The sequence below is a fragment of the Streptomyces sp. NPDC111744 genome, from assembly GCF_055634995.1.
In genome coordinates this window covers 1-12,591 of the sequence record NZ_JBVKCG010000056.1, presented here as the reverse complement: position 1 = coordinate 12,591, position 12,591 = coordinate 1, and the positions used below count along the sequence as shown (strand labels likewise).

Below are 12,591 nucleotides of genomic sequence, written 5' to 3'. Positions count from 1 at the left end.
GAACTGACGTCTGACCGTGGACGGCATAGCCCATCGGCGATACAGCACCAACTGAGACGTCGCAGCAGGGCGAACGTTGCCTGATGCGGCACTAGCTAGGCATCCCCGGTGGACTGGTGGCGTTTCTGCGTGCCGATAGCCTGCTGGCCGACTCGCCCGAATGTCTTAACGCGCTGGTCGCGCTGAACTCCGCCACACGCCAGGGCATCGTCCCGAATCCGACCTCACAGATCCTGGCCAGCCACGCCCTGATCGCGCTGCTGCTGGCCGCAATCCGCGACGCCTCCTGCCTGGACGTCGTACCCGCCAGCGACCTAAAGGAACGGGTCGCCCGCGCAGTCACTCTCGGCGATCCCGACAACAGCCAAATCCTGGCAATCCTCAGCCAGGCAGACGAACTCGTCCAACACCAAGTCCGGCGCATCCACGACAGCTACACCAGAGTCGGCGCCACCCGGCAGGACATCGCCGTCGCCAGCCTCAAATCCATTGTCGCCGAACCACCCGAGTGGCTTGACCGCTACATCGACCTGGTCACCAAGCTGCGAGCCAACCCCGCGATCGCGCGGGACCTCGTCCAGACCGCCGAACTGGCTTGCTTCGACGCACGCTGCGGCGACCACGCATACACCGAGGCCGCCTTCGACCATCTGTTCACCCCTGAACACAGATACCTCTTGGTGACGGCCATCAAGGTGCTGCGCGACATCGTCGGCGACCAACTCGCCGACGCAATAGGAGAATTCGACGACCTGGACTTCCGCCGGGTCGCGCCGACCATCCCCGACCGGTCCGCCGTGCAAGCTGAGCACGCCACCCCCAAGCTCGCGCACGAGGCACGCCCCGCCGAATAGCGTCGTACCGGCAAAAGATACTCGGACTGTCCCTGTCCCTGGCATCAGTGCCCGGCCTGGCCGAAGCCGCAGCGTCATCGAGGACTTACCAGGCCAAGGCCCTCCTGAGGACTGCTCACACCGGACCGAGAAGGTCCGGGCTCTCTCGCGTATCCGCGGGGGGGTCCGATGTGCTTGCACGCGATGCCGCGTTCAACGACACTGCCGTATGCCGGTCACCCCGCCTCCGTGGCGTCGCCGGGAGAAGGTCGACCTTCCAGCGCGGCGAGGACCGCGTCGACGAAGGCCTGCACGAGCGTGGCCACCTCGGACGCCGTGATGTCCTTCGTCCAGTTGCCGGTCGCGTGCCAGCCGCTGCACTGCAGCCGAAAGCGGTGGACACCGTGCGTGCTCTCCGCCTCGTGGACGTGCGGCTGCTTGCCACAACGTCCGTGCCGCTCGTTCTCCTCCAAGTGCGCGCGGACCACGTCCAGGTGGAAGCGGCGCGGCAGGGTCCGCTGTTCCAGGCAGCCGCGGCACTCCAGGAGGTGCAGTGCGCCGCCTTCGAGCTGGAGGAAGTAGTACGGCCTGGCGGTGCCCTCGCGGGTGTTGCAGCTGCCGCAGAGCGGTCCTCGGACGTGGCCGTGCTCGTGGCAGTGATCCCACACGGACGCCTGGCTTGCCTTGCACAGCCGACACAGGTAGTCGTCAGCCCTCGTGCCGCGCCGGCGGATTGTCTCGTACTGCACACCGCGCAGGTGGCCGGTGTACGGCTGGAAGGCCGCGCCGGAGCAGGGCGGGCACCGGGTGATGTACCCGGACGTCGTCGGAGTCCGCCAGCCGCCCCAGTACGGGCCCTGCTCGCCGCAGGAGGAGCACAGCCGGGCCCGCGCCACCAGTTCGTCCTGCCGCCGCTCCCAGCGGTCCAGGAGGTCCACGTACGCCCGTGGCAGGAGCCAGGCCTCCCCGGACCACGTCAGGAGCTGGAGGGGCCGGGTGCCGGCGATGTTCTGCAGGTGCCGGGCCCTGCTGCTGGACGCGACGAACTCCTCCCACGTCAGCTCGCCGGGAAGTCCGTTCGCGCCGATGTTCCGCCAGGAGCCCCACGCGTCGTACTGGCGGCCCTGCTCAAGCAGCTAGGTTTGGGCCCGGGCGAACATCCACGACACCAGTTGACGCCGCCAGTTGGGGCGGTGCCATTCCTCTGGATCGCGCTCCGGGATGTCGCGGTAGGCGGGCAGCTGGACGTCGACGACGTCGTCCAGGTCCATCTCCATGTCCGCGAACGCACGGCCGGCGGCCCGGATGCGTTCGTCGTACGTCCAGCGAGCCTTGTGCTTGTAGCAGCGCACCGCTATGTCGCCGAAGAAGACGTGACCGTGCTGCCGCAGGCGAGGCATATAGAGGAGCTCGTCAGGATCGAGCGGCACCCGGGCGTTCTGCGTCAGGTCCGCGAAGTGCGTGCGTACTCCCGGCTGATGGGCATGGCCGGATGGTGGCAGCCGCCACTGACAACGCCCCCCGCACTGCGCGTCGTTGCCGGTCGGCAGCGAGCGACCTGTGCGCGGCAGCCCGGAATCTGTCCACAGGCGATCCATGGTCCTTGGAGGTATGAACGATGACGAGCAGCAGCAGCCGGTCCCGCGCCGGGGGAAGGTCTTGGAGGCCCTCGTCCAGGCGGAGCGGAAGGTCTTCACCCGGCCCGCGCCAAAGTCCGCGAATGCACAGGTGAAATTCCTCCTCAAGCGGATGAAGGCGTCAGCTAAGACCCTGGCGGAGCGTGTGGGCACCTCGACTCGCACGATCGAGCGCTACCGCGCCGGGAAGCTGAAGAAGCCACAGAAGCGGCTCCAGGCCGCCCTGGTGGAGGCGACCGAGTCCGAGTGGCAACCGCAGGTCAGGGCACGTGCGCGCGAACAGGCTTCCACGTCCAGCGGGATGATGGTGGAGGTGACGGCGTACTTCGGATTCACGTGCTCGGGCAGCTCGGACGACGGACGCATCCGCACCATCACCACCCCGATCTCGCCCACCTACGCGAAGCAGATCCTGGAGCTCCAGGAGACAGGAGCGACGGAGGAAGATCTGCATTCGGTCGTCGCGGAGGCCATCACCGAGTCGTATTTCACGGAATGGGGCACCCGGGCCGATGGCCTGCGCGCGGATTTCACGCACGTCCAGTCCATAGATTTTCAGTTCTGACACGGTCGAATTCAGGGCCTGCTATAAACCATATTCGGCGGGCCGTCGTACAGCGCTCTGGCGGCGGCCCGCTCCGAATCCGCACCACAAATACGAGGCCGATGATGACCACGCCCTGGCCGCCCCGGCGCACTGCGCGCCGCCCGCTCGCCCCGCGCGTCGCCGCGCCCCGGGAGCCGGTCGACCCCGCCCGCATCGGCCGCCGCGTCGTCCGGCGCCGGGCGAAAGGGATGGACGCCGGCGCCGTCGCGGCGGCCCTCGAGGACGCACGGTTCGACGCCCGGCAGGACTCCAGGCACGAGGACCTGGCGGACGACGTCCGCGGCCCCGCGGAACTCGCGGAGTGGGAGCGCATCGCGCAGCTGCTCGCCGACGCGGCGCCGGGCACCGTCTACGACCCCGACGCCGACGACGTCGTCCAGGCCGAGCTCGCCGCCGACGCCGCGGCCGCCGCCGCCCGGGAAGCCGAGCTCCACGAGGCCGCGCGGATCACGGCCCGCGCCGATGAGCTCCAGGCGCTGCGCGAGCTCGGCACGCTGGAGCTGACCGAGCCCCGCGACGGGGATGACGCCGTACGCGACGAACTCACCCGGCGGGCGGGCGGGAACGTCCAGGCCGACGTCGACGCGTGGCTCGCCCATGCCCTCGCCGCGCACCTCGGGCACTACCGCGACCCGGCCGCCCGCGAGGCCGCCGCCGGCCTTCTCACCCCGCAGGTCCTCGCGCACGCCGCGCTGCTCGCCCAACTCGCCCGCCTGGTCCCGGCGTCGGCGTCGACCAGCTGGCGTTCGCGGCCCGGCTCGCCACCACCGATCCCGAAGCCACAGGTGACCTCGCTGTGTTCCTCTCCCGCGCCCGGTCGTAGCGCAGTAATCGCACGGCCCACTCCGGCACGCGTCGGCACTCACGCTCCGCTGTCTCCCAGACCTCCAGCGTCTGGGAGGCAGACCTGTGAGGGACCTGGGAGGCTGGGGCCGGAAATACCCCGGAACGCCTGTGATGTCTGGGAGGTGGAAGGGCTGTTTCCCCAGGCAGACGCGTTCCTGGGAGGTGACCTGGGAGCCTGGGAGGGAGCCGTGGAACGGGGACGCCTGTGATCACCGAGGGTGACTGTCACGCTGTCACGCTCACCGGTGTCACGCACCCCGATCCACTTGTCACGCCGGGGTGTCACGCTGGCGATCGGGCCCGGAATCACGGGCCTGTACCCCAGATTCGGGCCACCCGCCGATCAACGTGACGCTGATCCCGCGCCGACTACGGTCCGCAACCGGCCCCGGCCCCCTCGCCCCGCTGAACAGTCCGCCGATCTGTGTCATCGGCCCCCTGTTTGCCCAGGTGGACATGCTCATCTGTGTCACTGTTCAGCTGATCTGTGTCATCAGGACCCAGGTACCTGGACCTGGGTCCTGGGTCCGGTGTTCTCCCTGGTGGCCACGGAGCGGGCCGGGAGCTGGGTCGACCTGGGGCCTGGGTCCGCACCCTTGTACGAGGCCGGTTCGTCCGGAGTGGTCCCTACGGCCCGGGGTGGCCGATACCGTTGGAGCAGACGCCAGTTCCGCCCTCCTGGAGCCCTCGATGAGCGAACAGCCGGCCACCGCCGACCACGCCCGGCAGCAGTTGGAGCCCGCGGCCGCCGACGCGGTCCGCGCGTACGCGGCGAAGACCCGTGAGAACGCCGACCAGCTCGCCGCCGTCCTGGAGGACATCGCCACCAACGGCCTGCCGTCGGTGGAGGACTGCACGCCGTGGGAGGAGCTGCGCGAGGCCCACCTCGCCCGGCTCGCCTCGCAGCGCCCGGCCGTCGCCTGATGACCCCGCGCCGCGCCCGGATCGCCTTCTCCGACTCCGCCGCCAAGCAGTTGGAGCAGATCACCAGCGAGGCGGAGATCCACGCCCTGGACCGCGCCCTGGTCGTCGTCTCCGTCGACCCCGACGTCGGCGAGGCGCTGCCCGGAGACTCCGCCGGCCCCCAGCTGCGCCAGTACACCGACGAAGTCGAGCGCGTACGCCTGCTGTACTGGGTCACGGCTTTGCGCACCGTCGTGGTCGTCGCCTACATCGAGGTCTAGCCGCCGAAGGAGCCCAAGGTGCCGTCCGACATCACGCAGCTCACCGCCGGCCGACAGCTCACCGGACTCCGCCAGGTCCTCGACTGCACCGCCACGGCGACCACGTTCCGGCAGGGCCCCGCCGCCGCGCCGGGGGAGCCGCCGGCCTGGCTCGCACTCCTGTGCCCCGCCCACTCCGAGGCACTGCCCGAGTGGCCGGGCACCGCCTCCGACACCGACGGGCTGCGCCTGTCCTGCGGATCCGTCCTGGACTACCGGTCGGCCGAGCAGCTGCTCCAGTCACACGCCGACCTGTGGCTGACGCCCCTGACCGGGGTGGATCCGAAGGCACACGCCGGTGACTGGCCTGAGGTCCTGGACCAGGCCGACCGCGTACTGCGCGCCCGCCTGGGCGACGACTCCGCCGAGGGAGACGAGACGCTGCACAGCCTCGCGATGATGCTCGGGATGGCCTGCCGGAACGCAGCTGAGGGCGACCTGTACCAGGCGACCGTTCCCCTGGCCTACTGCGAGACCCTTGCCCAGCGCCTGTAGCCGCGGCCGCGCCGCACGTCCGGTCCGGCTTTGCACCCATCAGCCGGCTGCCGCCTCCGGTTCGTGGCCGGTGCTGCGCCACCGGCTCCCACCGGGCCCGGCCCGAGGACGGCTGTTGCACCCCAATGCAGGTAGGTACCTGTAGTACCTACCTGCGGGTTGTTCTTCCTTCCCCCTGAGAGCAGAGCTCGCAGCGGGGAACCGAGCATCTCCCCACCCTCGCCTGTAACGACAGCGGCGCCGGTGAGCCCGTTCCGCTGGCCCGCCCCGGCCGGCCATTTCAGCCGCTCCGCGGGGCACAGCAGGGGGCGCCCGAGGGCGCAGGAGCGCGGCTAATAGACCGGCCAAGCTGCCGCTATCCCCGTATTGATGGTTTGTCCTAGAAGGTAGCGAAGGGGCGCGATAGCGCCCCTAGCGTGAGCCGCGCCGCGGTCTGCGGCACGGCGCCTTTCCTCGAGGCGCCGGAGCAGCGACAGACGAGGAGCGCTGATGGCGAACTTCCAGACTGGCGAGATTCCCCCCGGCTTCGCGTTCACCGAGAGCGGCGGGCTCATCCACTACAAGTACGGCATCGTCCTGGCCGTCCCGGCAGCCAACCAGGCGGGCTGGTCGGGCGACATGTGGATCAGCTTCGCCTCCGCCTGGGCGGATGCACGGATCAAGGTGAACTGGCATGACGGCTCCAACTGGAGCGCCGCCGTGGACCTGGACGTCACGCAGGCAGGCGGCCGTGTTCACAACGGCGCGAAGCTCCCGACGAGTACGCAGAAGATCGCCATCGGCCGCGTCAAGAAGAGCGCGAGCGACACGGAGGACGACATCCCCGTCAGCTGGCTGCTCCAAGTCGCAGAGGCGTGACCCAGCTATCCCTCCTATATCCGCCGATGCCTGGTCTGGCCCAGCAGACCGGACCAGGCATCGGTGTGGTGACCGTGGCCTTGCCGTGCTCTACCTGGCCGCTGCGGTCTGTGGCGGGCGCCCGCGGCGCCGTCACCGGCGGGCGTCACCTGGCGCGAGCAGGCTGGTCACCCCGGCGACTGACACTGATCAACCTTCGTCTGCGGCGTTCTGAAGCCCTCCGGACTCCCGAGGGCGATCAAGGGCCTCAGAGACGCTCACAACGGCGTACAGAGCCCCCAAGGGCCACCTGTGACCGCAATTGCAACCTGCCAGCGTTCAGCCCGCATGATCCTCCCCGGTCCTGTGCTGCCGTCTGCCGCGCCCTGAGCCCCTCCAAGGTCAAAGGTGACGATCAAGACCGCCAGAGGCGCTCACAGCGCCACACAGCGGCCAGGGACCGGAGGTGCCGCAGAGCGCCCCCACGATCGCCTCGCCGCCATCGACGTCTCGCCGCAGCTCCAGGTCTTCCCGGACCGAGCTCTGCTCTCAGGGGGAAGGATCTACAACCCGCAGAGAACCGCTATCTGTACTAAGACCGACCGGCAAATGGATCACTTGAGGCGGCGTGTGGTGGGACGCTGATCCCAGCGGTAGTGAATGGTGGCGTGGCGGATCAGCATGCGGAGAGTGAGTCTTTGCCAGTAACGGATCATGACCTTGCGTGATTGATCAGATGGTGCGGTCGTACTCGAGCTGGAGCAGGACGAGGGCTGCGGCGGCGATCTTCGTGATGCGGCTGGGGTCGAGGCTGACCCGGCGCAGGGCTTTGTAGGTCGTCTTGAGCAGGGAGTTGGCGCGCTCGCAGACGCCGTGGATGCCGCGGATGACCTTGTTGTACGTCTGCTGGGCCTCGGTCAGCTCGCCTCCGGCGGGCTTCTTGTGCGGGTGGCGGAAGCCGTCGCCGGCGTTCTCGTAGCCGAGGTCGACCAGGGTCGGTATGTCCAGCTCGGCGGCGATCCGGTTGAGGGCGTCGATCAGACCGTGGTGGCGGGCGCAGGTGGTGTCGTGCTCGCGGCCCGGGTGGACCGGTGAGACCCAGATCGGCCAGCCGTCCGGGGTCGAGATGACCTGCACGTTCCCGCCATGGTGCTTGTGTTTTCCGGACCACCAGAGGTCCGCGCCGTTGGGGCCGGGGGCGGCGACGCGATCTGTGCGGATGACGGTGCCGTCGAGGTTCAGATGTGTCAGCCCGGCCGCCTTCGCACGTTCCAGCGCAGTCGCGAGGTCCGGTGCCCCGGCCGCCAGAACGGTCAGTCCTTCGTGGAGGTAACGGTAGGCGGTTGAGGCCGACAGGCCGTTGTCGCGGGCGAGTTGGGAAAGGCGGGCGTTGTCGATGAACCAGCGCAGGACGAGCACTGCCTGCCGGAAACAGCCCAGCGCACGCCTGCCCCTGCGGGTTCTGACCGCGATGCGGTGGTCGCGCAGCAGCCGGACCAGGTGCTCGGCGGTGGACCGCTTCACGTCGAGCACCGCGGTGTATGTGACACTGGTCGACACGTGAGGCCCCTCGGTCAGAACAATCCGTCGCAAGATCGTTCCTACCAGGGGCCTTACGCCTGCCCGGACTTGGGGACCGCACGAGCCGCAGCGGAAGCATCGCGATCACAGCGAGCGACGGTCGCTTACCGGGAAAGGCTCAGTGACGAGTGCTGCGGCCAGGTGGAGGTAGAACTCGACGACGGTGCTGCTCTTCTCGGTGCAGCGTCGCAGCTTGCCGTAGCTGTTCATCCACGAGTGCGTTCGTTCCACGACCCACCGCTTGCCGGCCTGGATCGGGGCGGGCACGCCCTTGCGGGCGATCTCACCGGTGAAGCCCAACTCCCGAAGCAGAGCGCGGGACGTGTTGCTGTCATAGCCCCGGTCGAGGTTGACGTTCACGTCGTCCGGCAGTGGCCCGACCTGGTCCATGGCTGCGTGGAGAGTCGGTCCGAGCAGGGGCGAGTCGTGGCGGTTGGCTCCCGCCGCGACCAGGCCGAGCGGGACGCCGCGGGCATCAGTGGCGACCGAGCGTTTCAGGCCCTGCTTCCCGCGGTCCACCGGGGACCGGCCCGCACTCTGGCCGCCACATGGGGCCTTGGTGATGCAACCATCCACGGATATCTCGGACAGTTCCAGGCCGATCATCCGGTCGTACGCTTCCAGAGCGAGCACGTGCACCACTTCGGATATCCCCTGCTCAGCCCACTCTTTGACACGTCGACGGATGGTCCGATCAGAGCATCCGGGGCTGGAGACCCGTTCGTAGCCCGAGCCGTGGACCAAAGCGAGCACCACGTGCTCGAACACAGTTCGGTCGGGGACACGGCGGCGGTGGCAGCCAAGCGGGTGGCCCGCGGCGAACTCCTCCCGAGCGGGCAGGAGCGCCATGAACTGGTTCCAGAGGGGTTCGAGCAGGCAAGATGGCAGTGCGGGCACGGCTGTCCTTCGTGATCACTGAGCGTAGAGAACTCCATGATCACGTAGGCCCGTGCCCGTTCTGATGCTCATCCCATCTCGCGGGCACATGTTGCCGGGCCGGTCGGAGGAAGAAACTCAGTCACCCGTTGCCCCATCGGTCCGCTCCCGCAGGAAGTCGGCGTGGCCGTTGTGGCGGGCGTACTCCTGGATCATCAACACGTAGACCCAGCGCAGGCTGAGGGAAACTCCGCGAGAGGACATGAAGATCTCGTCGAGGTCGTGCCTGGCCGCCGCCGCGTCGCACGCTTTGACCTCGGTCTGGAACAATTCGAAGTCTCTCTCCGCATCGGCTGCGTGAACTCCGTCGAGTCCCTCATTGCCATCTGACGGGCCGGTGAAGACATCGCCGATAACCTCACCTGCGAAGCTCCGCCGGAACCACCATCGCTCTACCTCCGCCATGTGCCGGACCAAGCCCAGGAGGGTGAGGTTCGACGGCTCCACGGTCGTCCGCGCCAATTGGGCCGGCTTAAGCCCGGCACACTTGGCCAGCAACGTTTCCCGGTGCCAGCTCAGCCAACCCTCCAACATCTGACGCTCAGTTACGGTACCCAGGTCGCCTAGCTGCTTGGCGCGCTCGACCGGTGGTGCTGTCCATGTCATAGATCCACCCTGCACCGCCGTCGTGGAGGGTTCAAGCAGGCGAAATGGCAGGTCCGTGGACCGTGGCCGTTCTGCTGCCCCCGTCGCCTCCCGGGCGCCTATTGCCGGTCGGTCTAACCACTATTGGGGTGCAAGGTTGGCGCCGCGCCGACCCCGTGCTCGCCGGGTGTCGGCGACCCGGGTGAGTCCGGCCGGCGCTGCGCCGTGCTGCATGTGAAGTGGGTTGCACCCTTCCCGGCCTGCATCGTGCAGCACTCGTTGTGCAACCGGCTGCTGCTCCTGGTGGTGAAGGGGGCAAGGCCGGTTGCTGCTCGGTTCGGAGACGTGTGGCGCGGTAATCGCACGATCCGGGCGGCACAAGGGTGCTGCACGAGCAGCAGGCCGGCCTTGGTCGGGTAGCAACGGGCCCGGCGAGACCCTGCCCGCGTGCTGCAACGGGACTGCCGACCGTCGCACAACGGCATCGTTTGTTCTGCTCTGCTGCAACAAACCGGTTTACCTCCTGCTACCGGCCGCTGCTGCTCGCTGCATGCCGGCGCTGCTCTCGACTGCTGCACGGTTGCTCTTGCAGCGGGCCGGTGCAGCCGCTAGCGGGTTGTTCTGCTGCTCCCAAACAACCCGGTTTAGCCAGTGCTACCGGCTTGATCACGGGCGGGCACGAAGAAGGCGCCGCACTGGGGGTGCGGCGCCGTCATATCGAGTGGATGGCCGGGTCAGGACACGGCTTTGAGGTTCTGTCGGCGTTTGGCGTCCTCGCGGCGCCGGCGCTTCTCGGCGAGCTGGTCTTGGTAGGCGGCGACGGCTGTGCGGTAGTGCTCCACGAAGCCGGGCGAGTTCAGCCGCTCGTTCTTCGGCATCGCCTTGACGGCGGCGATGGCGTCCTCGGGGGAGAGGTAGGCGGCGAGCATGGGGTTGAGCTGGTAGACGCCGGCCCGCTTTTTCTTCACCAGCTGCGCCAGGTCGAGGTCGCGGAGCGCCGCGTTCACGGCGGCCCGGCTCAGGCTGAGCATCTGCGCGAGGGTGACCTGGTCGACCTCGATTCGCCCGCCCGGCTCGCTGTGGGCGCGCATCTTCAGCAGCACGCGGTAGGCCGCGGGCAGCAGGTCCAGGTCGGCGACGATGCCTTCCGCGTTCACCGCGGCGAAATGCAGACCGCTCACTGTTCGGCCTCCTTCTCCTTCTGCTGTACCCGCTCCCGGCGGCGCTCAGCACGCATCTTCGCCCGCTCCTCACGCAGCCGCTCGATCTCCTGGCGCATCCGCTCCAGCGAGGGGAAGCGCACCAGGTCGGGCAGGCTCTCGTCCGACCGGATCTTGGCAATGGTCTCGTGCTGGTCGACCCGGATGTACTGCGCGTCCATGGTCTCCGTGCCCGGGATGAATTCGGCAACCCGGTAGGAGTACGGCGGGTTGAACTGGTAGACGCCGCGCTTCACCCGGAACACGATCCCGTGGCCCATGACTTCCTGCAGCGCCTCGTTCACCTTGGTGCGCGCGACGTCCAGGACGTGTGCCATCTCGTCCTGGGTCAGGGGGATACGCCCGCCGGCCTTCTGGCACGCGATCATTAGGAGGATCAGCCGCAACGGCAGCGCCTCGCGGAAGAACTGCGCGATGACGAGGAAGAACTCCAGGCTGTCCATGGAGAAGGCGTTCGGCTCGTCCGGCGGCCCGTAGAACTCCAGCGGCTTCCGCTCGCTGTCCAGCGTGAGCTTCCGGCCGGGGTAAGCGCGGGCGACCTCGTCCAGGTCCTTGACGGGCCGTAGCGGTTGATTCCAGGCGTCGGCCGGATCGTCGGCCAGCGGCAGCTTCGGCTGCGGCTGCGGCTGCGGCGCCCCTCGGGCCCCCGGGCGGCGGCGCTGCGGCTCTGTCGACACGAGGTTGCTCTCCAAGCTGTTGATCTCTGCGACGCGGAGCAGTATGTCACCTCCGCTTGACATGGATGTCGCTTCGACACGACATGCCGCGCAAGTTGTGTCCCCCCAGGGGGGACAGATCTCCCCCCTTGCGTCCCACGGCCCGCATGCGAGACGCATCTGTCGCCCGATGTCGCCTCCAGTTGACATGCTGCGGGAATCCATGTCGCCTCTGGTTGACATTGGACGGCCGATCTGCCCCCTCAGTCGGGACACATCGACCGCGATATGTCCCCTCACCCGGTATGTATCTCAAGATTCGCGGCTCTCTGACCTGCGGTTTCTTGATCTCGCCATATATCAGTGGCTGAGGTCACCCGCACCGTCCGCCCGGACGCTCTGTGGCTGAGGCGGCTTCGCGTGCGGGTCCTCAGTCCGGCGCGGGTCGTGGACGGCACCAGCGGCTCTGAGTCTCGGGTGGTGCCGACCGTGACGAACAAGCACCAGGAGGCGGGGGCGGCCCCCGTGGTGGGTTCCGCCGCCCGGCCCTGGGAGCCGATCGGCTCCGGTACCTCCGCACGCCGGAATTCATGCTTTCCGATATCTGAGGTACCGTTCTGTCGCGAGGGACCGCAGCTTCCCAATTCGTAATTCCTCGCGTTAGTTGGGGAGAGAAACACCCGAGCTGACCATTCATCAAATAGCGCGCCCCGCCCGGGTGGTTGGGGGTGTCCCGTGTTTCCGCCAACGGTACATGTTGTATCAACCTGATGCACGCGGTACACTGGAATCCACACGAACGAGCCCCCCACCCCTCGTAGCCAGCCCGGCCCGCGCCAGCGGGCCCCAACGGTTCTGGAGGCGCAGCCGGAAGGACCGTCAGGCGGGGGAGCGCAGCGGACCCGCCCGGAGTCCGCAGGACTCCCCAACTCCCCAATTGGAGGCCCCACTAGCCGCACGTGACACCCCCTCAGCCAGGGGCGCGCACCGCGCGACCCGCCGCGCCGCGCAGCGGCCGGCCCCACCGGATCCTGGAGCGCAGCGGAGGGATCCGCCCGTGCTCCGCACGGGCAGCGGGAGCGCAGCGACCGCCCCCCTTGCACATCGCGCAGCGATGTGGTACCCGCTCCGCGGG

At 68.5% G+C, this 12,591-nt stretch carries 13 protein-coding genes and 1 pseudogene; 7 read left to right on the top strand and 7 right to left on the bottom strand.

The window, feature by feature from the left end:
- The first annotated feature begins 116 nt into the window (after positions 1-116).
- The gene (locus ACZ7OO_RS43595; protein ID WP_471512939.1) at positions 117-854 is read left to right on the top strand and encodes a hypothetical protein; all 738 of its coding nucleotides are present in this window, start codon (positions 117-119) and stop codon (positions 852-854) included.
- 215 nt (positions 855-1,069) lie between these two features.
- Here ACZ7OO_RS43595 and ACZ7OO_RS43590 read toward each other — a convergent pair whose 3' ends face one another.
- Both ACZ7OO_RS43590 and ACZ7OO_RS43585 read right to left on the bottom strand, forming a co-directional pair.
- Positions 1,070-1,771, bottom strand: coding sequence for an endonuclease domain-containing protein (locus tag ACZ7OO_RS43590; protein ID WP_471512938.1), 702 nt, complete (start codon positions 1,769-1,771; stop codon positions 1,070-1,072).
- A 198-nt stretch (positions 1,772-1,969) separates the two neighbouring features.
- Positions 1,970-2,263 (bottom strand): hypothetical protein, encoded by a 294-nt coding sequence (locus tag ACZ7OO_RS43585; RefSeq protein ID WP_471512937.1) that lies wholly within the window; start codon positions 2,261-2,263, stop codon positions 1,970-1,972.
- A gap of 181 nt (positions 2,264-2,444) precedes the next feature.
- Here ACZ7OO_RS43585 and tpg point away from each other — a divergent pair, with 181 nt between their 5' ends.
- From tpg to ACZ7OO_RS43555, 6 genes are all read left to right on the top strand, one after another.
- Positions 2,445-3,035 carry a telomere-protecting terminal protein Tpg gene (gene tpg, locus ACZ7OO_RS43580; RefSeq protein WP_471512936.1) on the top strand — a complete coding sequence of 197 codons (591 nt, stop codon included), beginning with the start codon at positions 2,445-2,447 and terminating at the stop codon, positions 3,033-3,035.
- A 104-nt stretch (positions 3,036-3,139) separates the two neighbouring features.
- Positions 3,140-4,132 carry a hypothetical protein gene (locus tag ACZ7OO_RS43575; protein ID WP_471512935.1) on the top strand — a complete coding sequence of 331 codons (993 nt, stop codon included), beginning with the start codon at positions 3,140-3,142 and terminating at the stop codon, positions 4,130-4,132.
- 481 nt (positions 4,133-4,613) lie between these two features.
- The gene (locus ACZ7OO_RS43570) at positions 4,614-4,847 is read left to right on the top strand and encodes a hypothetical protein (protein WP_471512934.1); all 234 of its coding nucleotides are present in this window, start codon (positions 4,614-4,616) and stop codon (positions 4,845-4,847) included.
- Complete coding sequence (locus ACZ7OO_RS43565) at positions 4,847-5,107, top strand: hypothetical protein (protein WP_471512933.1); 261 nt, start codon at positions 4,847-4,849, stop codon at positions 5,105-5,107. The genes ACZ7OO_RS43570 and ACZ7OO_RS43565 overlap by 1 nt, the downstream gene beginning before the upstream one ends.
- Positions 5,108-5,125: 18 nt before the next feature.
- A complete protein-coding gene (locus ACZ7OO_RS43560; protein WP_471512932.1) occupies positions 5,126-5,641 on the top strand; it encodes a hypothetical protein in 516 nt (171 codons plus the stop codon).
- Between the two features lie 489 nt (positions 5,642-6,130).
- Positions 6,131-6,499 (top strand): hypothetical protein, encoded by a 369-nt coding sequence (locus ACZ7OO_RS43555; RefSeq protein WP_351898477.1) that lies wholly within the window; start codon positions 6,131-6,133, stop codon positions 6,497-6,499.
- Positions 6,500-7,210: 711 nt separating this feature from the next.
- On the opposite strand, the gene ACZ7OO_RS43550 is transcribed toward ACZ7OO_RS43555, so the two are convergent.
- The 5 genes and pseudogenes from ACZ7OO_RS43550 to ACZ7OO_RS43530 all read right to left on the bottom strand — a co-directional run bounded on the left by ACZ7OO_RS43550 (position 7,211) and on the right by ACZ7OO_RS43530 (position 11,477).
- A complete protein-coding gene (locus ACZ7OO_RS43550) occupies positions 7,211-8,011 on the bottom strand; it encodes an HARBI1 family protein (RefSeq protein WP_471512940.1) in 801 nt (266 codons plus the stop codon).
- Positions 8,012-8,179: 168 nt separating this feature from the next.
- Positions 8,180-8,956: pseudogene (locus tag ACZ7OO_RS43545) on the bottom strand (IS5 family transposase); the annotation flags it as partial.
- A 117-nt stretch (positions 8,957-9,073) separates the two neighbouring features.
- On the bottom strand, positions 9,074-9,601 hold the full coding sequence (locus ACZ7OO_RS43540; protein WP_471512931.1) for a DinB family protein: 528 nt from the start codon (positions 9,599-9,601) through the stop codon (positions 9,074-9,076).
- Between the two features lie 713 nt (positions 9,602-10,314).
- The gene (locus ACZ7OO_RS43535; protein WP_398263130.1) at positions 10,315-10,761 is read right to left on the bottom strand and encodes a MarR family transcriptional regulator; all 447 of its coding nucleotides are present in this window, start codon (positions 10,759-10,761) and stop codon (positions 10,315-10,317) included.
- Positions 10,758-11,477 (bottom strand): hypothetical protein, encoded by a 720-nt coding sequence (locus ACZ7OO_RS43530; RefSeq protein WP_471512930.1) that lies wholly within the window; start codon positions 11,475-11,477, stop codon positions 10,758-10,760. Before ACZ7OO_RS43530 ends, ACZ7OO_RS43535 begins: the two co-directional genes overlap by 4 nt.
- Positions 11,478-12,591 lie beyond the last annotated feature (1,114 nt).

Excerpts from the sequence above, each read along its gene's own strand:
- ACZ7OO_RS43575 (WP_471512935.1), top strand. The coding sequence starts at position 3,140 with ATGACCACGCCCTGGCCGCCCCGGCGCACTGCGCGCCGCCCGCTCGCC.
- ACZ7OO_RS43570 (WP_471512934.1), top strand. The coding sequence starts at position 4,614 with ATGAGCGAACAGCCGGCCACCGCCGACCACGCCCGGCAGCAGTTGGAG.
- ACZ7OO_RS43565 (WP_471512933.1), top strand. The coding sequence starts at position 4,847 with ATGACCCCGCGCCGCGCCCGGATCGCCTTCTCCGACTCCGCCGCCAAG.
- tpg (WP_471512936.1), top strand. The coding sequence starts at position 2,445 with ATGAACGATGACGAGCAGCAGCAGCCGGTCCCGCGCCGGGGGAAGGTC.
- ACZ7OO_RS43540 (WP_471512931.1), bottom strand. The coding sequence starts at position 9,601 with ATGACATGGACAGCACCACCGGTCGAGCGCGCCAAGCAGCTAGGCGAC.
- ACZ7OO_RS43555 (WP_351898477.1), top strand. The coding sequence starts at position 6,131 with ATGGCGAACTTCCAGACTGGCGAGATTCCCCCCGGCTTCGCGTTCACC.